Raw genomic sequence first — 22,131 nt, 5'->3', positions numbered from 1 at the left:
CATATAAATTAAAATAAATTATAAAGATCTCCTTGTTTAATTCAGGGGATCTCACCTTTTGGATAAATATTATGCTAAATAAAAAGAAAAAACTTTTATTGTCATGCTGTACTTTATTAATATCATCTCAATTATATGCGACTACGTTGGACTTTCGTCATGAATATGCAGACTCTACTCGAATTAATAAAGATAGAGTTGCATTTATTCACTCTTTTTCAAATGGCGTTGGTTTTTATATTGATGCTAGCGTTAAATCGGGTGGTGTTGATGGTGAAAAAGATAAACTATTTAGTGATGTTGTTAATAATGCGATTGAAATGGGATTAAGTTATAACTATAAACTAAATAACCATATTACATTGCAGCCTGGCCTTATTTTTGAAACTGTAACAGATACTTCTATATATAAACCCTATTTAAAAGCACAATATAACTTTGATAATGGTTTATATATTGCAGGACGTTATCGTTTTGATTATGCCCGTAAAACAAAACAAGGTGTTGATGATGAAAAAACAAATCGCCTTGATGGTTTTATCGGTTATAAATATAACAAATTTAAAGTGGAATATGATTATACCCAAATGTATAGCGACGCTATAAAATATGATAATAAGAAACGCAATTATGAGCATAACGTCGCTCTCTCTTATCAAATCAACAGTACTTTCACACCTTATATTGAAGTTGGCAATATGGCTGTAAGCCCTCTCAGCGATGATCGTCAGACTCGTTATCGAGTTGGGTTGCAATTCCATTTTTAATTTAAGTAAAACGGAATAAAAAAGCAGAGTGGTGTAAACATCATTCTGTTTTTTATTCTATTTATTTATCAGTGAGTTGTGTGATTTTGGTTATTGTTTGATCTTCTTCACAATTTACTGTTTTTTTGATTGAGAAATTAAACTCCGTAAAATACTATAATTTGGAGTTACATTTCAAAAAAAGAGAACAGTGAGTTCAAAATGGCGCTAATTGAAAAGATGACTAAAGATATTCAACAAAAAGGTGGACTAATTGTGTCTTGCCAGCCTGTTGATAATAGCCCAATGGATAAGCCAGAAATTGTTGCTGCAATGGCTCAAGCAGCGGTAAATGCAGGAGCAATTGCTGTGCGTATTGAGGGAATTGATAATTTAAGAGCAACTCGTCCTCTTATTGATGTGCCGATTATTGGCATTGTGAAGCGAGATTTACCTGATAGCCCTGTGAGGATCACTCCGTGGCTTAGTGATGTTGATGACTTGGCTAAAGCGGGTGCCGATATTATTGCTTTTGATGGTACTGATCGTGTACGTCCTGTGCCAGTGAAAACGCTACTAGCCCATATTCATCGCCTAGGAAAATTAGCGATGGCAGATTGTGCCACTTTTGATGAAGGCATGTATTGCCAAGAGTTAGGCACTGAATTTATTGGTTCAACGATGTCGGGTTATACCGGTGGCGAAATACCGAAATTACCTGATTTGCAGCTGGTTACCGCATTGGCTGAAAAAGGATGTCGAGTGATTGCTGAAGGGCGTTATAACACACCAATGATAGCCGCAAGAGGAATGCAAGCTGGTGCTTGGGCTGTCACAGTAGGTTCTGCATTAACGCGTCTTGAGCATGTCTGTGATTGGTTTACTCAGGCATTAAAGTGGCAGCAGGAGTTAGATAAATGAATACATTAGCCATTGATATTGGAGGAACAAAAATCTCGGCAGCACTAATTAGTCGAGATAACGAACTGACACAACATACTCAGATAGCCACACCAGCAAGTGCATCACCAACGCAACTTTATGAAGCCTTAGTTGCTATTACTACACCACTAAAAAGCTATGCAGATAGTGTTGCTGTTGCATCAACAGGAATTATTTGTAATGGCATTTTGACCGCATTAAATCCTGATAATTTAGGTGGGCTAAAAGATTTTCCTTTAAAAGAAACACTCTTTGAACTCACAGGATTGCCTTGTTGGCTACTCAACGATGCTCAAGCAGCTACATGGGCTGAGTATGATCATCGTCGTGAAACTATTTCTGATATGGCATTTATCACTGTATCCACAGGTGTGGGTGGTGGCGTAATTCAACAAGGACAACTCTTTACAGGAAAAAGAGGTATTGCAGGCCATTTAGGTCACACGCTTGCTGATCCTCATGGTCCACTTTGTGGTTGCGGTCGCTATGGTTGTGTTGAAGCAATTGCTTCTGGCCGTGCAATTGCGTCGCAAGCGACAGAGGAACTTGCTGGAAAAGATGCAAAAGCGATTTTTGCTGCCTTTCATCAGGGAAACTCACAAGCAAAATCAATTATTGAACGTTCAGCAAACACCATTGCAAATTTGGTGACCGATATTAAAGCAACAACGGATGCTGATTGTGTTGTTCTTGGGGGAAGTGTCGGGCTAGCTAAGGGATATATCGAACTCGTTCAAGCTGCCCAGATAAAGCAACCAGTTGCATTACAAGTGCCGATATTATCGGCTCACTATCATCATGATGCCGGGCTCTGGGGCGCTGTCCTTTGGGCTAGAGAGCAATAAAAAAACTGTCGTAAAACTTACCTTTTACCCTACATATGGCAGGACTAAAAAATGCAATTACATGATTTTGGTTTTATTAACTATGCAGTGCTGTTTGGTTATTTGGCAGCAATGTTACTCGTGGGTGTTTATTTCTCTAAACGCCAAAAAACAGCGGATGATTATTTTCGTGGAGGAGGTCGCGTTCCAGGTTGGGCGGCAGGAGTTTCTGTCTTTGCGACGACTTTAAGTTCCATTACTTTTATGTCGATCCCAGCAAAAGCCTATACCTCTGATTGGACTTTTATTATCGGGCAATACTTGGCTATCGCTATTTTGCCTTTAGTTTTTTATTTTTATATTCCTTTCTTTAGAAAATTAAAAATCACTTCGGCTTATGAATATTTAGAAGCACGTTTTGATGTACGCAGTCGTTTATTTGCCAGCCTTTCATTTATGTTATTCCATATTGGTCGGATTGCCATTATTACTTATTTAACTGTACTGGCTTTACGTCCTTTTATGGGTATCGATCCTGTTGTCTTAATTGTACTGATTAGCTTGCTTTGTATTATTTATACATGGATGGGCGGAATTGAAGGGGTTATTTGGACAGACGTTATTCAAGGGTTATTACTTTCAGGTGGTGCAGTTCTTATTTTTATTATGATCTGCTTTAAAGTTGATGGCGGAATTAGTGAAATTTTCACTGCAACATCACAAGCCGATAAATTTTTTCCTACGACTCAATTTCGTTGGAGTTGGACTGATAGCACCATCCCTGTTTTGATGATCGGTTTTTTATTCGCTAATATTCAACAGTTTACTGCAAGCCAGGATGTGGTGCAGCGTTATATTGTGACAGATTCCATTGAAGAAACAAAACGTACACTGATAACGAATGCGAAATTAGTTGCCATTATTCCTATCTTCTTCTTTGCTATTGGATCTGCCTTGTTTGTGTATTACAAACAGAATCCTAATTTCTTACCTGAAGGCTTTAATACGGGAGGGATTTTGCCTCTGTTTATTGTGACTGAAATGCCCGTTGGTATTGCAGGATTAATTATTGCCGCTATTTTTGCTGCGGCTCAATCCAGTATTTCGAGTAGCTTAAACAGTATTTCAAGTTGTTTTAACTCTGATATTTATACTCGTTTAAGTAAATCTGAGCGCAGTGCCGAACAAAAAATGAAAGTCGCAAGGTTAGTCATTATTGTTGCTGGCGTCTTCAGTAGCTTGGCAGCAATCTGGTTAGTTTTATCTGATGAATCTGAAATTTGGGATGCCTTTAATAGTCTGATTGGTTTAATGGGTGGCCCCATGACGGGTTTGTTTATGCTGGGTATTTTTGTTAAACGCGCGAATGCAGGTAGTGCCATTGTTGGGATCATTGTCAGTATTATTGCAGTATTAGCCGCGCGTTATGGCAGTGATCTCAATTTCTTCTTCTATGGAGTGATTGGTGCAATGTCTGTTGTTATTGCAGGCACAGTTACAGCACCGCTTTTCGCATCAGCAAAACAAATTTCATTAGATGAGAACGAAACATCAGGAAACTAATAGGGAATAATCTATGATATTTGGACACATATCAGATTTGGCTACAATGCCAGAAATGAATCCCGCGTTACGTCACGCGATGGAAAAAGCATTAGCACTAGATCCCGCTTCACTTGCTCCGGGTAGTTATAAAATTGATGACGAAACGCTGTTTATGAATGTGATGACGTTTGAAACTCAGCCTCGTGAACAGAAGCGAGCTGAGTTGCATCAGCGTTATATTGATATTCAAATATTGCTTAGTGGCGAAGAGATCATTGATTTTGGTATACAGGGTTCAGCTCAAGATGTGACACCTTATAATGAGACTGATGATTATCAACTCACTGATACAATAATAGGTCAACAAACTTTAACGCTTACACCAAACATGTTTGCTGTTTTTATGCCTTATGAACCACATAAACCGGGAATTTCGGCTGAAAAGAGTGTAAATGTACTGAAGAAAGTGGTTGTTAAGCTAGATGTCACCACATTAACTGACTAGCAATTACGGTCTTTATTAAGCGCTTTATTTCTGATGTATCAGTAAGTTGTATTCTGATGATATTAAGGAATAAAGCGTTTTTTATTATCACATTATTGTATGGGCAAGGCTTTTTTTAACCTGTTGGAATTGGTACTCTTGTTGGCAGAATTTTTTTCCCGTGTATCTTCTGCAACCAAGGATAATCTCCATGACAGAACAGGCAACGACCCGATTAAAGCCGGGTAAAATACTTGATACGCTAGGCGCAATGAAAAATAGTCTAACGCGAGTATCACAGCGTATTGCAGACTATATCCTGTTCCATCCTACAGAAGTCACTCAGCTCTCTATTGCTCAACTTTCACAAGCGACAAAAGCGGGTGAAGCGACTGTTGTGCGCTTTTGCCGTACATTGGGTTATAAAGGGTTTCAAGATTTTAAAATGGATTTGGCGATTGAAATGGCGACCTCTGATAATGACGAGTCACCTATTCTTGATGCAGAAGTAACCCATCAAGACGATATCCATACTATTGGTTTAAAACTTCAAGCAACGATTAATAACGTACTATCAGAGACCTTGAATCTGCTCGATATGAAGCAAGTTCAAGGTGCTGTAAATGCTTTATTATCTGCAAACTATATTTTTATTTGTGGTGTTGGCTCTTCAGGAATTACCGCAGAAGATTTAAAAAATAAACTGATGCGAATTGGTTATCGTGTTGATGCTGTGACAAATAATCACTTTATGTATATGCAAGCTTCATTATTAAAACCCGGTGATGTGGCGATTGGAATTAGCCACTCAGGCAATTCTCCAGAAACTGTTCATGCACTTAAATTGGCTAAAGAAGCAGGAGCCAGCACGATTGCATTGACGCATAATTTAGGCTCACAAATTATGGAGTATGCTGATCACCATTTAATTAATGGTAACCGACAAGGGAAACTGCAAGGTGACTCTATTGGTACAAAAACAGCACAACTCTTTGTATTAGATCTTCTTTATACACTATTAGTCCAAGCTCAACCTGACATGGTTAAAGAGCAAAAATTACGAACATTGAATGCACTAAAACAGACTCATTCCGCATAAGTTTATCTCTACATTATTGTGTGGTTTTTAGTGAAAATTGGCTAAAGATCACACTTTCATTTTTCTCTTCCTTTAATGCTCATTTCGTTATTGCGTTCTGAAGTATTGCTCCCTAATATAGAGTTAAGCTCCATAAGATTAATACAAAAGAAATTAACCTCCAAAGGAAGTTATCATGAACAAACTCTCTGGACTGATTGCCGCACCTCATACGCCTTTTGCAACAGATGGTAGCGTTAATTATCCTGTCATTGATGAGATAGCAAAACACCTGATTACAAGTGGTGTGACAGGTGCTTACGTATTAGGAACAACAGGCGAAGGTATTCATTGTTCTGTTGAAGAACGTAAGAAAGTGGCTGAACGCTGGGTTAAGGCAAGTCAGGGCAAGCTTGATCTTATTATTCATACCGGTGCATTAAGTATTGCTGATACGCTAGAACTTGCCCGCCATGCCGAAACTTTAGATATTAAAGCAACATCCGTTATTGGCCCTTGTTTCTTTAAACCCGGCAATGTTGATGATCTTGTTGAATATTGTCGTTTGGCTGCTGCTAGCGCGCCATCTAAAGGTTTTTACTATTATCACTCCACCATGTCAGGCTTAAGTATTGATATGGAAAAATTCCTACAAGTAGCGGGTAAAGTAATACCTAATTTATCTGGTATGAAATTTAATTCTCCTGATATGTATGAATTCCAGCGTTGCTTACGCGTAGATGGCGGAAAGTACGATGTTCCATTTGGTGTTGATGAATTTATTCCTGCAGGATTAGCTTGTGGTGCATTAAGCGCTGTCGGCAGTACATATAATTATGCTGCGCCATTATATCTTGAAATTATTGAAAAATTTAAAACTGGTGATCATGAAGGTGTTACTGCTTGCATGGATAAAGTGATTGCGATTATTCGTGTATTAGTCGAATACGGTGGTGTTGCAGCAGGAAAAGTGGCAATGCAATTGCATGGCATTGATGTGGGTGATCCCCGTCGTCCGTTACGCCCAATGACAGCAGAACAAAAAGCTGATGCACTCGCGAAGTTTAAAGCGGCTAATTTTCTGTAATCGATTTGACTTTGATTGAGTTCTTTGTAGATAGACCCATCTTTCAACATCTCCCCCTTTGATGTGACTGTGGCTTTCAGAAGAAAGCCACTTTTTTATTCTTCTTTCTAAAGCTTGATTTTAAATGTCACTCAAACCAAAGTATGAGTTATTATTTTATTCTTAATTAAGGTGCGCGGATGGCATATGAATTCCTGACACAAGCAACACTCAAAAAATTGGCAACAGGTGACGCTTGGCAACGACAAGTTAATGATGAAGATATTATTGATGTCAGCTTAAATGCTGGGCAATTAATAATTTGTCAGCCTGAAATTGAAGAAAGCTTTATTCCCTTTAGCCAGAAGCTAATGGCTTATTGTGAACAGCTTAAGCTTAAATTTCCATTTATTGAATTTGCTCAGCCACAAGAATTTCATTCCACGTTATTAACGATTTTTAATCAACAAAATGAACAGTTTAAACTGCAACGACCTGTATTATTGGCATGGTGTCATGAGATTGCAAAAATCTTTAATCAAATAAAAAGTATCAAAATTTTATTTAAAAACGTTATCCTAACATCCAATGGTAGCTTGATATTAACGGGTATCTCCGAGGAATTAACACGCTTCAGGCAGCAGATTTATCAGCAGATCCCTATTGATAACACTCTTCATAAAAATATTATTCATATTACGCTTGGGCGATTAAGTGAGAATACGTCATCAGCAGAAATGAAGAAGCTTTATGATGAATTAGAGCAAAACCGATCATCATTAATACATAATGCGATTAATACTCCTATTGTTATTCGACACCCTAAATTTGTAGTGAGCAAGGGTTCACTTTCAACTGAAGTACAGATAGGTTTAACGATGGAATTTAATCAGTTATGGCCATTTAGGTGTTATTAAAATTAAATAGTTATTCATCTTTTCTTGCTTTTTTACTTTTAAATATATTAATGCTCCAACGAAACAGAATGAACATGTTCAAGCTGTTTTAATGAACAATAAAATTCAGGTAAAGTAATTTTTTGTCTCACTAACAGTTTCAAATTCACTTCAACGCGTTCTTTTTTAATGTCGCGAATAGTGAGATTTTCAATCACGTCTTTGTGGCTTTTTAAATACTCAATTAACAGAGGAACACCGCTTTCATGAGTAAATAACATACGCACTTTTATCTTACCTAAACGGTGGTTTTTCATCTGAAATAACACCACTTGTGGGCTAAGTTGAATAGCCATAAAAAATAGAACCGTCACAATCATGGCATGCCAATAAAAACCTGAGCCACAAGCAATACCAACACCCGCTGATGCCCATACGATAGCGGCTGTTGTCAGTCCTGAAATGGCATCATCACGTCGATGCAATATAACACCAGCCCCAAGAAAGCCGACACCACTGATAATTTGTGCTGCTAATCTCATTGGATCACTACGAATGTTGTCGGAGATATTGGCGTAATATTCTGCAGATTGAATAGAAACAATAGTTAATAAACAACTGGCAACGGCAATAATGACACAAGTTTTAAAACCGACAGGTTTTCCCTTTGATTCACGCTCTAAGCCAATAAAGCCGCCCAAAATAAAGGCGGCCAATAATTTAGCGATACTTGATAGTGATAAAGGGCCAATGCTGTCAACAAACTGAATTAATGCGTCCATGGTTTGCTCCTAACGTTGGCTCATTCCTTTATTTTAAGACTATTGTGTTGCAATACTTTCTTGTACTTTTTTATCTTCGTTATTTTTCTTTTTACTCACATCATCTTTAAAGAAGAAGATAAAGAATATTGTCACAACAGCGGCAACGATAGCTGGGTATATCCAGAATGTTGACCACTGTGGTAATGCAGCATCACCTGTTTCTGTTACGGTTGAATTAAAGATTTGACCACAAATAGTGGAAGCAAATAATAAGCCGAAACCATTAGAGACAATAAAACGTAGACCTTGTGCTTGAGCGCGGATTTCAGGTTTAGCTTTGCGGTCAACATAGATATCACCAGCGGTAAAGAAGAAGTCCCAACATAATCCCTGTAACATTAATCCGATAACGATAAAATAAAACTCTGTATTTACCGCTGCATAAGAGAAGAATATTGAGCGAATGATCCAGCTAACAGCCCCTAAAAGTAATGTAATTTTGAAGCCAAACTTCATTAAGAAGAATGACAACACAAACATAAACAGCACTTCACAGGCTATACCGATTTGCATAATAGACGCCGCATTATTAAAACCTAATGCTTTAATAAATACCGGAATATAAGCGGAATAAGCTGTTTTAGGGATCATTAAAATAAAGATACTAAACATTAAGATAGCGAAATAACGATCTTTAAATAATGAAAGTGCATCTAAACATAAAACATCACGAGCAGAGAATGGCTTACCTTTCGCTTTAGGTGGCGTATTAGGCAAAGTAAAGCAGTAGAAACCGAGTAAAACCCCCACAGCCGAAGCGATATACCAAGTCATCGTACTACCAGAGAAGCCCATTTCACCTAATATAAATCCGATAGTCATAAAACCAAACGTACCGAATACACGAATAATAGGGAAATATTTCACGCCATTAATATGGGAGAAACTAATACTATTTGAAAGCGCAGTTGTTGGATAAAACAATAATCCAATAATGAAAATTAAGAATAATGTCATGCCACTGTTTTGTGCTTCAATAAATTGAGGAACACAAATAATGACAGCGGCATTAATTAAATGAAGGATGCCCATGACTTTTTGTGAAGCAAAGAAACGGTCAGCCACCATACCAATAAATAATGGGGAAATAATGGTTGCGACGCCTAATAAAGCGTAGGCATTACCAATAATGCTTGCCATACCATAGCTACTTAATACTAGCCCCATGGTCATATTCCATGCGCCTTGCATGAAATATTGCACAAACATCATAATCAGTAAGCGAGAGGTTATTTTCATATCCATCATCGTTCTCCTCTTAATTTGTTTCTAACGTTAACCCGTCATAGGCAACGCGGATATTGTGAGGAGCACAAACAGCTTCTAATTCGTGGTGAAGCAATTTGCCACTATGTGAAATATGCGAAACAGCAATTTGTGTATCTTGATGTAAACAACCTTGCTGTTGCAGTTTTTCTTTCGCTGCAAATACGGTTTCTAGGCTCATATGATTATCAGTTCGATCTTTACCATTGAGTCCATAAGTACATTCAAAAACAACGATATCCAGTGGCTTGTTTTCTAACCATTTCCATGTTAGTTCAGGGAACCAACCAGAATCATGGCCATAGAAAATAACCTTGCCATCTTTCTCAATATGATAAACATAGCAAAGTTCCCATTTCGCATGATTAGCGAGTAATGGCGTAATTTTATAACCGTTTCTTTCGACGGTAACAAAAGGAATTAAGCAGTGAAAAGCAAAACGCTCTTTGCTGTAACCAGGTAAAACTTCGATACAACCATTAATTGCGCGATCATTACCAAAAATATGAAGGGGATGGTTAATTTCAAAACCATAACCTTCCATTCGGCTAAACAGATCGCCAACATTGAAATGATCAGGATGCGTGTGAGTGAATAGAAGGCTTTCAAAATTAGTTGCATCCATCCCATCACGCATTAACTGGTAACTAAATGTAGGTGATACGTCGATTAACATAATGTCATCGACAATGGCAGAAGAGTGAGTTCTGATATCTTTCCCACCAAGTTCTCTTGCTTTCAGACAGTGTTCACAACGGCAGAAGGGATTGGGTATGCCTTCTGAGGCAGCCGTCCCTAAAAAATGAAGTTTCATAAGAAATCCCCTTATCCTATTGTTTTATTATGATTTTATTAATTATCTGGTGTTGGCTATCTATAAGTTATAGATTAATTTGAACGTTCCAATAATAAAATGGTGGTATTCATTTGCCAATAAATGAAGATCAGATCAGTGATCTTATTCAAATTAAATTTCTTATCACATTGATTAATATTGATATATATTTTAATTGATATTGATAATTATTTATTTTTGATAAGTAACAAACGCTTGTTTTATAAACAAATTAAAGATGGAACGTTCAAATCAATTAGCAGTAGTCGCGATAAATAATTCAGGTATGCTAGTGAAAGCAGAAATTGAGATGGAAAAAGGTCAATGGCAACGATTAAAGATATTGCAAAACTAGCAGGTGTCTCTCATGGAACGGTTTCTAACGTATTGAATAAACGTGGGAATGTGAGTGTTGAGAAAATTGAAGCTGTGTATCAAGCCGCCAAACAAATGGGCTATCAGTTAAATACACAAGCTCAACTGTTAAGAACCAATAAAAGCCATAAAATAGCTATACTTTTACCTCAATTAGTTTCTGAAAAATATGCGGTTTTCTTTAATTCCTTAAGGCAATCTATTGCTCACTTTCCTGAGGTCACTTACGATCTTTTTTTAACGGATGATCTGGAAACCACAGAATTAGAGGCATTACAGAAAATTGCCGCGGGTGGTTATAAACAAGTGATCACGGTAAGTTGTCTCAAAGATGCAAATATCTATTTTGACACGTTAAAATTACCCCCCTCTCAAGTTGCGTTTGTTTATCGCCAGCCACTTAATACTCAACGATTTTTCACGCTAGATTTTGCTCAAGCCGCAGAGGCTATTTGCCAACAGGTTGCAAAAACCCCTGGTAAATTAGTGGGCATTTTTATGGGGAGTAGTGATTATTTAAATAATCAAAACTTTGCCAATCAATTACAACATCGACTTTTAGAGACTGCTCCCAATAAAAAAAATGTGGTGCTTTGTGCATCAGATGAAGAGAGTTATAAAATTGCGTTTGATTTCTTTTCTCTGGAGCAAATCCCAGACATCTTTATTGCTCAAGATATAGAGAAGGCACGTTATTTAACGCAAGCGAGTTATTTTGGTAGCCATAATGATTGCCCGCCTATTTTTGCATTGAGCGACAATATTCCACCTGTATTAAAAGGGTTATATTACTTTCCTATGAATTATGCTCAACTCGGGTTAGAAGTGATTGATGCACTCATTCAAAATGAAGAGGATGAGAAGATTATCGAGAATAATGTAACTTGTGTGCGTAATCAAAGTGATCATCTTTATACTTTAACACCCGCGGTTATCAGTGAGGATAAAGTAAATATAAGTCTTAACTTACTGATTTTACCTAGCCCTTCAACCAGTGCATTAAAAAAGTTGCTACCTCATTTTTATCGTCAAACAGGGATTAAAGTTAATTTAGCGATACATCCTTACGATGAAGTTTATCAAATTTTAAGTCAGTTACATTTGCATCCCTATTATGATTTATTGCGTATTGATATGGCCTGTTTTCCTTGGTTTGCAGAAAGAATATTACAGCCATTAGATAAGATTGGTAATGGATTAACGGACTTATTAAATAATTTTTCACTACCTACTCAGCAAAAATTTAGTTTAGTGAATAATGTTGCTTATGCCATGCCTTTTGATGCCAGTGCGCAACTTCTGTTTTATCGAAAAGACTTGTTTGAAGATCCTATCTTAAAAAGAATGTATTACGAGAAAACAGGTAATGAGTTAACCGTACCAACAACATTTGAAGAATACGATAATGTGACGCAGTTTTTTACTGAACAACATGAAGAAGGGCAATTAAGTCGGCCAATGGGGGCTTCAACAACATTAGGTAGTGCGGGGCTGATTGCAACAGAGTATCTATTACGTTATTACGCCAAAGGTGGGTGTTTAATAGGAAACGATAATATTCCTAGATTAAAAATGCCTTTAGCCGGCGAAATATTAGAAGAATATTTAAAACAGTTGTCGATCACTGAGAATATTCATAATAAATGGTGGAGTGAGTCGGTTAGGCAATTTGAGCAAGGGCATCTTGCTATGCTGATCGCTTATATGAATTTATTTAACGATGTCGCACATAGCAATATTTTACCTAAAACAGGTTTTGCACCTGTACCCGGTAGTATTCCACAATTAGGCGGTGGGGTATTAGGGGTTTCACGTTATAGCCAAAAATCACAATATGCAGAGCAATTTTATCGTTGGCTTTATTCCCCAATGGTAATGGATCACCTAATTTTATTAGGTGGAAATAGTAATCATAAAAATTTTAGCCATAATCAAGAAATTAGCCATCGTTATCCATGGATGACGTTAGCTTATCAAGAAATTAATAAAGGAATACGAGAATCTTCGGTGCCTAATGGTAAGTTATTTAATTTACGCCAAGCCGAAGTTATTATTGGGCAAGGTATTACTAATGTCGTTAATAATATTATGACGATAGACGAGACTATTGAGTATATAAATCAGCGTTTATTGATTGATACACAAGGTGAACGGTAAGGTTTACTGATTTTTCTAATGATTGCTCTGACCGAGCAATTAATTTACTTTCCATTTTATCACTTTTGGCGACGTTATCGCTTTTTACAAACACATTAGGGTCAATATCTTATTGTTTTAAAATAATTTTTGTTTTTATAGTTATTTAATATATTGTCAATATGACTATCTTTGTCATGTCAAAATGACCATAATAACAATCATAATGACTATGAGGTGTTTTTATGGGTTTTTCTGTTGATGTGTTGGCTAAAATTGCCATTGAATTACAAAAAGATGTTGGTCACCAAGATAGATTTCAGCGGCTGGTGACCACACTTCGGCAAGTGCTAAATTGCGATGCTGCCGCGTTGCTTCGCTACGAGCCTCATCAGTTTATCCCATTAGCCATAGATGGCCTCGTGCCTGATGTATTAGGGCGTCGTTTTTTACTAGAAGGGCATCCTCGTCTCGAAACGATAGCGCGAGCAGGGGATGTGGTGCGTTTTCCTGCAGACAGTGATTTGCCCGATCCTTATGATGGCCTTATTCCAGATAGAGAGCATTTAAAAGTGCATGCTTGTGTGGGGTTACCGTTATTTGCAGGACAAGATTTAATTGGCACTTTAACACTTGATGGAATGGACCCTCATCAGTTTGATACTTTCAGTGATGAAGAGCTTCGTTTAATTGCGGCCTTAACTTCTGGTGCATTAAATAATGCGTTATTGATTGAGCAACTCGAAAATCAAAATATGTTATTTATGCCAACTAATACGTTTAAGCCCACAGTAAAAACAGAAATTATTGGTTTATCGCCTTCGATGATGCAACTGAAAAAAGAGATAGAAATTGTTGCATCCGCAGATATGAATATTTTAGTGAATGGCGAAACAGGAACCGGTAAAGATCTGGTGGTAAAAGCCATTCATGAAATGTCTAATCGTGCAGATAATCCGTTAGTCTATTTAAATTGTGCCGCACTTCCTGAGAGTGTGGCAGAAAGTGAATTATTTGGGCATGTAAAAGGGGCTTTTACCGGAGCAATTAGCCATCGTAGTGGTAAATTTGAAATGGCAGATAATGGCACTTTATTTCTTGATGAAATTGGGGAGTTATCATTATCACTCCAAGCAAAATTACTGCGTGTTTTACAATATGGCGATATTCAACGTATTGGTGATGATCGTAACTTACGCGTTAATGTGCGTGTAATAGCAGCAACAAATCGTGATTTATGGGAAGAAGTCTTGGCGGGAAATTTCCGTGCCGATCTTTTCCATCGTTTAAGTATCTTTCCTTTGCATGTTCCGCCATTACGAGAAAGAGACGACGATATTTTGCTATTAGTGGGTTATTTCTGCGAGCAATATCGTCAGCGTTTTAATCTTACACAAGTGATTATTAGTCCTGAATTACGCCTTTATTTATTGCATTATTCTTGGCCGGGTAATGTGCGTGAATTAGAACATACTATTCATCGAGCAATCGTATTAGCGAGAGCAGGGAATAAGACAGACAGTCTTATTTTACAAGTTAGTCATTTTGCTTTAGGCACAGAAAATCTTACTCATCCAATATCACAATCATTACCATCAGCGGACAAAAATTTAAAAGAAGCTACGGATGAGTTTCAACGAGATTTAATTAAACAAGCATTACTACGTAATAACCAAAATTGGGCGGCAACGGCACGAGAATTATCGCTTGATCCGGCTAATTTACGTCGTTTGACAAAACGTTTAGGGCTAAAATAATAATAATTTTAAAAAGGAATGCCCTAAACGAAAAAAGGTAATCTGGGTGCGTGATCCAAATTACCTTAAATAATTAAGAGAGTCTGCTCATAAATTTTGATACTTTCTTAAAACAACCATACTCAATTGCAATTAGTGAATTGAGTAGAAAACATAGCGCAACATAAAGTCAGCGATAATTGCGATAACACAGCCAAGTGCAAAAATAGACTCAGTTGATTGACCTTGATTTTTAGGGGTTAGGAATTTCACTAAACTATAGCCACAAGCTAATACTGCAAAGGTGGCTAAGATCCAACAGGCAGTCCGTAGCGAGCCAATAGAGTAATACACTTGAATAGGTGATAACGGGAATGTCACCGATTTTTGGCTATAGAGTGTGCGAGTTAAATATTGCTCATAAAAAGGTTGATACAGTAATCGGCCAATTAAGCTAAATGCCATTATTCCCCATAATTGCCATTTCCAGCGTATTGGGAATGAGTCTTGTGGTATTTCAATACCTAACTTACTGCCTACGTGTTGTAATACTTTGATCAGCAAAAAGAAAATAGCGGCACCAAGTGTTAACATCGTGCCGAAGAACATGATGTAAGTGTTAGGGTCCATCCATGTCAAAATAGAGGTATGGCGATAAATCGATGCCATACAATAAATATCAAATAACCCAATCAGAATACTGCTACTTAATAACAGCATTGAGAGTTTGCGAGTGCGCCAGAGCCATAAAAAGGTTAATCCTAGGCAACCGACAAAAATAGCAGTGACGGCGACTTCACGACTTAACCAAGCAGAAAAAACATTTCTAATGGCATTAGGGGCATTTAATGGCACACCTAAGTGAGTTATTGAAGCGATAGAGCCTAAACCTGCCAATCCACAAATAACAAATAAGGTCAACAGCATAAAGCGATAGTAGCTTTCTGCATTGAGATAATGAGAAAGGCGACGAGCAAAAAGCCCTGTTGTTAGTGCAAGACCAATGGTCGCATTCATCATAAATGTGAAGATTAATAATGACCATTCATTCATTTTCTTTCTCCCTTATTATTAATTCCGTCATTGTTTGCACCCTGATGTGGGTTAATAACAAGGTTGGGATGTGTTATTTCAGGGGAAGGTAAACCCGTGACATAATCTAAATCGCCATAGCGTTCACGCAGTTCATCAATAGGGCCAAATTGGATTGCACCTAGCGGACAAGTGGCGACACAAACCGGTTGTTCACCTTTTTGCTGTAAATCGATACAAAAATCGCATTTTGACATCTGTTTGGTTTCTGGGTTCATCTGTGGCGCGCCATAAGGGCAAGACCACGCACAAGCACCACAACCGACACATTTGTCGGTATCTACCATGACAATGCCATCGCCTTTACGCTTATGCATTGCTGTTGTTGGGCAGTTTTTAACACAAATCGGATCGTCACAATGGTTACAAGAGATAGATAAGGTGTAAGCGAAGACATTATTGATCAGCGCACCTTTCGAATTACGGGTATAACCCCCGCCAGTGATTTCATAGACACGGCGAAATTTGCGTCCGACATCAAGGTTGTTTTTATCTTTACAAGCAACCTGACACGCTTTGCAACCTGAACAGCGAGCGCTGTCGATATAAAATCCTAACTGTTTGTTGCTCACAGCGGGATAAACGATAAATTGACTCATACTTTTGCTACCTCGACCAATAATGTTTGGTGAGCATTGCCGTGTGCCATTGCGGTGCTACGGGATGATGTTAATACATTGGCACATCCACCTTGATCTATGCCTTTTGCATCAGGTTGCCACCAAGCTCCTGCTTGCAAGGCCACGACGCCAGGCATAATTCGTTGTGTTAATTTGACGGGCACCATCGTTACTCCACGATCGTTATACACTTTGACTTTCTCGCCCTCTTTGATGTTTCTATCTTGGGCATCTAACGGGTTTAACCAGAGTTCTTGGCGTTGTACTTCTTGTAACCAAGGGTTGGCAAACTGCGTTGAGTTTGCGCGATTACGCCCTTTCCATGTGATAAGTTGTAACGGGAATTTATCCGTTAGCGTATCTTCAGGGCCTTCAATAGCGGGTACGTAATGAGAGAGCGCCGGAATATCGACATTATTCATGTCATATAAGCGTTTAGAGAAAATCTCAATTTTGCCTGATGGTGTTGGGAATGGGTTATTCTCGATATCTTGGATATTTTTCTCAAACGCTACATTTTGAGTATGAGGACGATGTTTTAATAGATGACGGCGTTTAACCAATAGCTCTTTAAAGGTTGGAATGCCGTCTTCAGGACGTTTCACACTGGCGTCATCGACTAAATATTCAATCCAATCGCGATCAGTCTCTTTGCCTTCGCTAAATTGTTCACCAACGCCTAATTTATCTGCAACTTCACGTAACCAATCGTAGTCAGTACGACGTTCAAATTCAGGTTCAATCACTTTTTCAGAAAGAATAATGTAGTCGCCATAACTCCATGTACCACCGATGTTCCAGCGTTCTAAAAAGCTGGTTTCAGGTAGTAAAATATCGGCATATTTTGCACTTGGTGTCAGATACAGATCACTACAGACGATAAATTCTACCTTTGATTCATCTTCAAGGACTTTAGCAGCATGAAGAATATCGGTATTTTGGTTTGTCATGTAGTTACCCGCCATTGAGAAAATCATCTTGATTTCAGTATCAAGTTTCTCGGCGTTCAGTAACCCATTTTGTGGTGTGACTAAATTTTTGTCTTCACACGCTTGCACCCAGTTGGTGATATTAATTTTCGCTTTTACTGGGTTGGTTAATAGGCTTGGCCCTGCGATGGTTTTACGCAATTCAGAGTTTAAAGCCATACCATAGCCGGCAGCCCAACCACCTCGAACCCCCACATTACCGGTGATCGTTGCAAGTAATGTTGCACCACGTGCCGTCCGTTCACCACAAATATGGCGCTGAGGCCCCCAACCTTGCATCAATGCTGCCGGTTTTGTCGATGCATATTCACGGGCTAATTGGCGGATAGTATCAGCAGGCACTTTAGTGATAGGTTCTGCCCATTCAGGTGTTTTCTTAATGCCATCTTTTTTACCCATCAAATAGGCAACTAAAGATTCATTTTTACCTACACCTTCTGGCATTTGGTGTTCGTCAAAGCCAATAGTGTATTTATCGATAAATGCTTGATCGTGAAGGTTCTCACTGACGATGACATACATCATCGCATCCATCATGGCGTTATCCGTTGTTGGTAATAATGGGATCCATTGATCAGCTAAAGAAGAGGCGGTATCAGAATAACGAGGATCAACAACAATAAACTTAGTGCCATTTTTCTTCATTTTTTGGAAGAAATGGTTTGAGTGACCAAAAATCGTTTCGTTAGGGTTATGGCCCCATAAAATCACAAGAGGGGTGTTTTCTAATGTATCAAGTGTGCTACCACTAGCAGCTGTACCGTAAGTATAAGGGGTGACTGCAAGGGTATTTCCATTACTAACGGAGTGATAGTTTTCTAGAAAACCCCCTGTGATATTAAACAGGCGACGTAACATATTCGCACCCGAGAAAATACCGCCAGTCACACCTGTACTTAAGCTGACAAAGCGTGATGCGGGGCCATATTGTTGGTTAATACGCTGCATATTTTGCGCAATAAGAGTGGTCGCTTCTTCCCACGTGATCCGTTCAAATTTGCCTTCGCCACGTTTGCCAACGCGTTTCATTGGGTATTTTAAACGGTCTGGATGATAGACAAATTTTCGATAACCGCGACCTCGAACGCAGGCACGCATAATAGGCATCTCTTCATCTAGATCAGCATCGGGACGTGTGCTAATACGGGTGACTTTGCCATCCTTTACGTGGGCTCGAATATCACATTTACCGCCACAGTCAAAGCTACTGCAAGTTGAAACAACCCGTTCACCCTCTTCGGTCGTTATTGATTTTACTGGGATAGCGTTATCGGTTGTCGCAGCAAAGGAGTTTGATGCGAGAAAAGGAAGGGTGACTAATGCTGAGCTCGCTTGAATAAAGTGACGGCGGCTAACATCGTTGAGAATGCTCTTTGTATCATGATCGTGATCGGACTGATTGCTCATAATGAACTCTACCTTAAACATAATAGGCGGACCCCGATATACCCGATACTTGATATAAAGAACGTGCGTGATTTTTCTAGGCTATGAATAAAGGGAATGTCTGGTATCCGCTGCATTATTATTGAATGCATAGATAATTGCAGAATGCTTGAATTAACCTCTGCGAGAGGGATAGTAGTTGATTAATCTTTTGCCAACATTCTAAAACCAGACAATGACATTTGAATTTCAGCCTATTTACTAAGGGTGTTAAAAGCGCGTTTTTTGATTGTTAACGAAGTTTATTTAATAGATATCAAGAAGGTTGAAATTTCACATAAAATATCTTCGTTATTTATTAAAACATATAGCGATTTTAATTATATAACTCATTATTTGCCAGTGTGTAGAGTGCGTGAGAACTGTTATATTAAAAAGGACGAAAATAAAAAAAGGGTAACCTAGACTGTGAGAAATGTACCGTTAAAAAGCGTTGATTCACTTGACCGAGATGTTATTGCGCTGGGTACAGACTATTTGCCCAATACGCTGTTAGAAACACATCAACATCGTCGAGCGCAATTTTTATACCCTGCTACGGGTTTAATTGAAGTGAGTACAGATGATGGTGAGTGGATTATTCCACCGTCTTGTGGTGTGTGGATACCTCCGCAGACTGGGCATGAAACGCGTATGTTAGATGTAAGCACTCGCAGCCTTTATATTGAGCCTTCAGCTGCACCTCGGCACAGTAAACAGTGTGAAGTTGTCAGTGTTTCACCGCTTTTTCGCCAACTATTGCTTGAAGCTGTCGATGTGCCTGCAGAATATGATAAAAAAGGGCGAGATGGTTTTTTAATGCAGTTAATCTTATGTGAGTTAGCAAAAGCAAAACCGTTACCGTTTTTTGCGCCTATTCCACAAGACAGTAAATTAGCTCAATTATGTCGTGATTTTATTCGTAACCCAAAAATAGATTCTTTACCGCAACAGTGGGCAGATAAATTACATAAAAGTGAGCGCTCTTTTAGCCGTTTTTTCCGCAAACAAACAGGAATGTCATTTTCACAATGGCGACAACAAGTCTGTTTATTGAATTCATTAACACAAATTTTATCTGGGCGCGGTATTACTGAAGTTGCCTTTGATTTAGGTTATAACAGCGCGGGCTCATTCTCGACAATGTTTAAAAAACAGATGGGACAATCGCCTTCTCATTTTAGTGCGGATGGGCTGAAATTAGATCGTTTTTAATATTTAATTTCAATTACTATTCTTTTTAAGATTCTTTCCAATATTTTAAATAAAGAATAATTCTTTTTAAGATTTACCTTATATGTGAATTACGTATTTATTACTATCTTAATAAAAGGAAAGTATACTAAATTTATATTTAACTAGTTGATTGATATATATAAAATAACAAATACTTTTAATGTTCGTTTTATATGAATATAATTATTATCTGATGATGAAAAATATATCTTTTTACTTTTCATGAAGATGGTTGTTATATGTATAAAATTTTAAACACTTAATTTTTGATTCTTATCTATTGAAAGGGATCTATTGTTATTTATTTTCTTTAGGTGATTAAATATTAAAACCCATTAATATTTAAGTCATGTTTTTTTCATTTAGACATAATAAGTTACAATTATCGTAATAGTTTGGAGTGTATGATTTTTATATTCTACTATACTCATTCATTAGCTCATCATGTTAATACAGAAGTCGTTACAATAGGGTTAAGAATATGTCAAAAGGCAATTCAAATAATAATACAGGCCAGAAGATAGGACTACTTGCGTTGATTGCCATCGTAATCAGCTCAATGATAGGTAGTGGTGTTGATGGATTACCGCAAAATATGGCAGCAACATCTGAAATTGGTCCAGTCATTATTGCTTGGCTAATTTGCGGTTTTGGTATGTATTTTATTGCCCGGATCTTTATGGTGCTTTCAGATATTCGACCTGATCTTCAATCAGGTATTTATATGTATGCTCGTGAAGGATTTGGTGCTTTTGTTGCTTTTATTGTTGCTTGGGGTTATTGGTTAATGACCATTTTTAGCAATGTTGCTTTTGCTATTATGGTGATGGATACCTTAAATTATTTCTTACCTGGTGATTTTAAAGGCGGAAATAATATTCCCTCTATTATCGGTGCTTCTATTCTTATTTGGGGATTTAATTACCTTGTTTTATCCGGCACGAAATTGGCGGGTGCGATTAATATTATTGGTACGTTTGCGAAGTTAATTCCTTTAAGTATTTTCGTGTTTATACTGGTTTACTTCTTGAATTATGAAGAGCTAACTAATAATTTTTGGGGAAATTCAGCACCTATTTCAGCTGATAATTTAGGGCCTATTCCTGCACAAATTTTAGCGCCTTTAGATGTTGCTCTGTGGTGTTTTATCGGTGTCGAAGGTGCGGTTGCGCTATCTGGTCGAGCGCGCAATAAAAAAGATGTGGGCAAAGCAACATTGATAGGGTTTATTGTCTCACTGATTATTTGTATTTTTATTTCAGTATTACCTTTTGGTGTTTTACCGCAAAAAGCATTAAGCATAATACCAACACCATCAACAGCCGGAATATTAAAAACTGTTGTTGGGGATTGGGGGGAGTGGTTAATTAATATCGGCGTATTAGTGTCCGTATTAACCAGTTGGCTAGCTTGGACGATGATTTGTGCTGAAATACCTATGGTAGCGGCTCAAAATGGTACTTTTCCTAAAGCATTTTCAGTAAAAAATAAAAATGGCGCTGCCTCTACCTCTCTGTGGGTGAGTAGCCTATTTATGCAATTGGTTGTCTTTGTTGCTTATTTTTCTAATGATGCTTGGCTAACAATGTTAGCTATTTCTGCATTAATGGTTCTACCTGCTTATTTGGCAACATCAGCTTATTTATTACAGCTTTGTTTGTCGGGTGACTTTTCAAAATATGCCAATAAAGGTAAGGCTTCTGCTTTAATTAGTGGATTTATTGGATTAATGTTCTGCTTGTTTATGTTTTATGCTTGTGAAATTAAATATTTAGCGATGGTGCCTATTTTACTGACATTAGGTATTCCCCTTTTTATTTGGTCGAGATATCAAGAGCAGAAGACGCTATTTAATCCAACAGAGCGTATTTTATTTGTTTTTATTATCTTACTGGACGTATTGACGATTTTTCTATATCTCAATAATTATATTGAATTTTAATTATTGCATAATTATTAATTGAAATTTTTTCAATGAAATGAATCAGATAATGGCAATATCAATCAATATTGATA

The 22,131-nt window shown here is 37.7% G+C and carries 18 protein-coding genes; 12 read left to right on the top strand and 6 right to left on the bottom strand.

Annotation, left to right across the window (positions count from 1 at the left end):
* Positions 1-71 precede the first annotated feature (71 nt).
* The 8 genes from H1225_RS15130 (at position 72) to H1225_RS15095 (ending at position 7,602) form a co-directional block, all read left to right on the top strand.
* A complete protein-coding gene (locus H1225_RS15130; RefSeq protein WP_006534451.1) occupies positions 72-767 on the top strand; it encodes an oligogalacturonate-specific porin KdgM family protein in 696 nt (231 codons plus the stop codon).
* Between the two features lie 201 nt (positions 768-968).
* A complete protein-coding gene (locus H1225_RS15125; RefSeq protein WP_072064997.1) occupies positions 969-1,667 on the top strand; it encodes an N-acetylmannosamine-6-phosphate 2-epimerase in 699 nt (232 codons plus the stop codon).
* Complete coding sequence (nanK, locus tag H1225_RS15120) at positions 1,664-2,533, top strand: N-acetylmannosamine kinase (RefSeq protein WP_115065699.1); 870 nt, start codon at positions 1,664-1,666, stop codon at positions 2,531-2,533. Before H1225_RS15125 ends, nanK begins: the two co-directional genes overlap by 4 nt.
* 51 nt (positions 2,534-2,584) lie before the next feature.
* A complete protein-coding gene (locus tag H1225_RS15115) occupies positions 2,585-4,075 on the top strand; it encodes a sodium:solute symporter family protein (RefSeq protein WP_006534456.1) in 1,491 nt (496 codons plus the stop codon).
* 13 nt (positions 4,076-4,088) lie between these two features.
* On the top strand, positions 4,089-4,562 hold the full coding sequence (nanQ, locus tag H1225_RS15110) for an N-acetylneuraminate anomerase (RefSeq protein WP_109399172.1): 474 nt from the start codon (positions 4,089-4,091) through the stop codon (positions 4,560-4,562).
* 190 nt (positions 4,563-4,752) lie between these two features.
* Positions 4,753-5,640, top strand: a complete 888-nt coding sequence (locus H1225_RS15105; RefSeq protein ID WP_006534458.1) for a MurR/RpiR family transcriptional regulator — start codon at positions 4,753-4,755, stop codon at positions 5,638-5,640.
* A 175-nt stretch (positions 5,641-5,815) separates the two neighbouring features.
* Positions 5,816-6,706 carry a dihydrodipicolinate synthase family protein gene (locus tag H1225_RS15100; RefSeq protein WP_072064991.1) on the top strand — a complete coding sequence of 297 codons (891 nt, stop codon included), beginning with the start codon at positions 5,816-5,818 and terminating at the stop codon, positions 6,704-6,706.
* A gap of 179 nt (positions 6,707-6,885) precedes the next feature.
* Entirely contained in the window at positions 6,886-7,602 is a 717-nt protein-coding gene (locus H1225_RS15095; RefSeq protein WP_161723950.1) for a hypothetical protein, read from the top strand.
* Between the two features lie 47 nt (positions 7,603-7,649).
* Here H1225_RS15095 and H1225_RS15090 read toward each other — a convergent pair whose 3' ends face one another.
* The 3 genes from H1225_RS15090 to H1225_RS15080 are packed head-to-tail and all read right to left on the bottom strand — an operon-like array spanning position 7,650 to position 10,485.
* Positions 7,650-8,363 (bottom strand): MgtC/SapB family protein, encoded by a 714-nt coding sequence (locus H1225_RS15090; protein WP_161669705.1) that lies wholly within the window; start codon positions 8,361-8,363, stop codon positions 7,650-7,652.
* Positions 8,364-8,402: 39 nt separating this feature from the next.
* Positions 8,403-9,650, bottom strand: a complete 1,248-nt coding sequence (locus H1225_RS15085; RefSeq protein WP_239739220.1) for an MFS transporter — start codon at positions 9,648-9,650, stop codon at positions 8,403-8,405.
* A 13-nt stretch (positions 9,651-9,663) separates the two neighbouring features.
* On the bottom strand, positions 9,664-10,485 hold the full coding sequence (locus H1225_RS15080) for an MBL fold metallo-hydrolase (RefSeq protein ID WP_006534465.1): 822 nt from the start codon (positions 10,483-10,485) through the stop codon (positions 9,664-9,666).
* Positions 10,486-10,830: 345 nt separating this feature from the next.
* On the opposite strand from H1225_RS15080, the gene H1225_RS15075 reads away from it, so the two are divergent.
* Positions 10,831-13,038 carry an extracellular solute-binding protein gene (locus H1225_RS15075; protein ID WP_161748164.1) on the top strand — a complete coding sequence of 736 codons (2,208 nt, stop codon included), beginning with the start codon at positions 10,831-10,833 and terminating at the stop codon, positions 13,036-13,038.
* 224 nt (positions 13,039-13,262) lie between these two features.
* The gene (gene norR, locus H1225_RS15070; RefSeq protein ID WP_115065694.1) at positions 13,263-14,774 is read left to right on the top strand and encodes a nitric oxide reductase transcriptional regulator NorR; all 1,512 of its coding nucleotides are present in this window, start codon (positions 13,263-13,265) and stop codon (positions 14,772-14,774) included.
* Between the two features lie 132 nt (positions 14,775-14,906).
* Here the strand turns inward: norR and H1225_RS15065 are convergent, their stop codons facing one another.
* The 3 genes from H1225_RS15065 to H1225_RS15055 are packed head-to-tail and all read right to left on the bottom strand — an operon-like array spanning position 14,907 to position 18,861.
* A complete protein-coding gene (locus H1225_RS15065) occupies positions 14,907-15,806 on the bottom strand; it encodes a dimethyl sulfoxide reductase anchor subunit family protein (protein ID WP_161670850.1) in 900 nt (299 codons plus the stop codon).
* Complete coding sequence (locus tag H1225_RS15060) at positions 15,803-16,444, bottom strand: DMSO/selenate family reductase complex B subunit (RefSeq protein ID WP_109848031.1); 642 nt, start codon at positions 16,442-16,444, stop codon at positions 15,803-15,805. The genes H1225_RS15065 and H1225_RS15060 overlap by 4 nt, the downstream gene beginning before the upstream one ends.
* Positions 16,441-18,861: a DMSO/selenate family reductase complex A subunit gene (locus H1225_RS15055; RefSeq protein ID WP_115065693.1), complete on the bottom strand. Its 2,421-nt coding sequence runs from the start codon at positions 18,859-18,861 to the stop codon at positions 16,441-16,443. The genes H1225_RS15060 and H1225_RS15055 overlap by 4 nt, the downstream gene beginning before the upstream one ends.
* 447 nt (positions 18,862-19,308) lie before the next feature.
* Here H1225_RS15055 and H1225_RS15050 point away from each other — a divergent pair, with 447 nt between their 5' ends.
* Positions 19,309-20,094 (top strand): AraC family transcriptional regulator, encoded by a 786-nt coding sequence (locus H1225_RS15050; RefSeq protein ID WP_239739218.1) that lies wholly within the window; start codon positions 19,309-19,311, stop codon positions 20,092-20,094.
* A 502-nt stretch (positions 20,095-20,596) separates the two neighbouring features.
* Positions 20,597-22,057: a basic amino acid/polyamine antiporter gene (locus tag H1225_RS15045; RefSeq protein ID WP_006534477.1), complete on the top strand. Its 1,461-nt coding sequence runs from the start codon at positions 20,597-20,599 to the stop codon at positions 22,055-22,057.
* The last annotated feature ends 74 nt before the right edge of the window (positions 22,058-22,131 follow it).

This window comes from Proteus penneri, assembly GCF_022369495.1.
GTDB lineage: Bacteria > Pseudomonadota > Gammaproteobacteria > Enterobacterales > Enterobacteriaceae > Proteus > Proteus penneri.
The sequence above is the reverse complement of the archived record's forward strand: the minus strand, read 5'-3'. Positions and strand labels throughout refer to the sequence as shown.

What these genes read in the sequence shown, in the direction of transcription:
- H1225_RS15080 (WP_006534465.1), bottom strand. Translation starts at nt 10,485, where the DNA reads ATGAAACTTCATTTTTTAGGGACGGCTGCCTCAGAAGGCATACCCAAT.
- H1225_RS15130 (WP_006534451.1), top strand. Translation starts at nt 72, where the DNA reads ATGCTAAATAAAAAGAAAAAACTTTTATTGTCATGCTGTACTTTATTA.
- H1225_RS15060 (WP_109848031.1), bottom strand. Translation starts at nt 16,444, where the DNA reads ATGAGTCAATTTATCGTTTATCCCGCTGTGAGCAACAAACAGTTAGGA.
- H1225_RS15105 (WP_006534458.1), top strand. Translation starts at nt 4,753, where the DNA reads ATGACAGAACAGGCAACGACCCGATTAAAGCCGGGTAAAATACTTGAT.
- H1225_RS15045 (WP_006534477.1), top strand. Translation starts at nt 20,597, where the DNA reads ATGTCAAAAGGCAATTCAAATAATAATACAGGCCAGAAGATAGGACTA.
- H1225_RS15100 (WP_072064991.1), top strand. Translation starts at nt 5,816, where the DNA reads ATGAACAAACTCTCTGGACTGATTGCCGCACCTCATACGCCTTTTGCA.
- H1225_RS15115 (WP_006534456.1), top strand. Translation starts at nt 2,585, where the DNA reads ATGCAATTACATGATTTTGGTTTTATTAACTATGCAGTGCTGTTTGGT.
- H1225_RS15075 (WP_161748164.1), top strand. Translation starts at nt 10,831, where the DNA reads ATGGCAACGATTAAAGATATTGCAAAACTAGCAGGTGTCTCTCATGGA.
- norR (WP_115065694.1), top strand. Translation starts at nt 13,263, where the DNA reads ATGGGTTTTTCTGTTGATGTGTTGGCTAAAATTGCCATTGAATTACAA.
- nanQ (WP_109399172.1), top strand. Translation starts at nt 4,089, where the DNA reads ATGATATTTGGACACATATCAGATTTGGCTACAATGCCAGAAATGAAT.
- H1225_RS15090 (WP_161669705.1), bottom strand. Translation starts at nt 8,363, where the DNA reads ATGGACGCATTAATTCAGTTTGTTGACAGCATTGGCCCTTTATCACTA.
- H1225_RS15065 (WP_161670850.1), bottom strand. Translation starts at nt 15,806, where the DNA reads ATGAATGAATGGTCATTATTAATCTTCACATTTATGATGAATGCGACC.
- H1225_RS15125 (WP_072064997.1), top strand. Translation starts at nt 969, where the DNA reads ATGGCGCTAATTGAAAAGATGACTAAAGATATTCAACAAAAAGGTGGA.
- H1225_RS15095 (WP_161723950.1), top strand. Translation starts at nt 6,886, where the DNA reads ATGGCATATGAATTCCTGACACAAGCAACACTCAAAAAATTGGCAACA.
- H1225_RS15085 (WP_239739220.1), bottom strand. Translation starts at nt 9,650, where the DNA reads ATGGATATGAAAATAACCTCTCGCTTACTGATTATGATGTTTGTGCAA.
- nanK (WP_115065699.1), top strand. Translation starts at nt 1,664, where the DNA reads ATGAATACATTAGCCATTGATATTGGAGGAACAAAAATCTCGGCAGCA.
- H1225_RS15055 (WP_115065693.1), bottom strand. Translation starts at nt 18,861, where the DNA reads ATGAGCAATCAGTCCGATCACGATCATGATACAAAGAGCATTCTCAAC.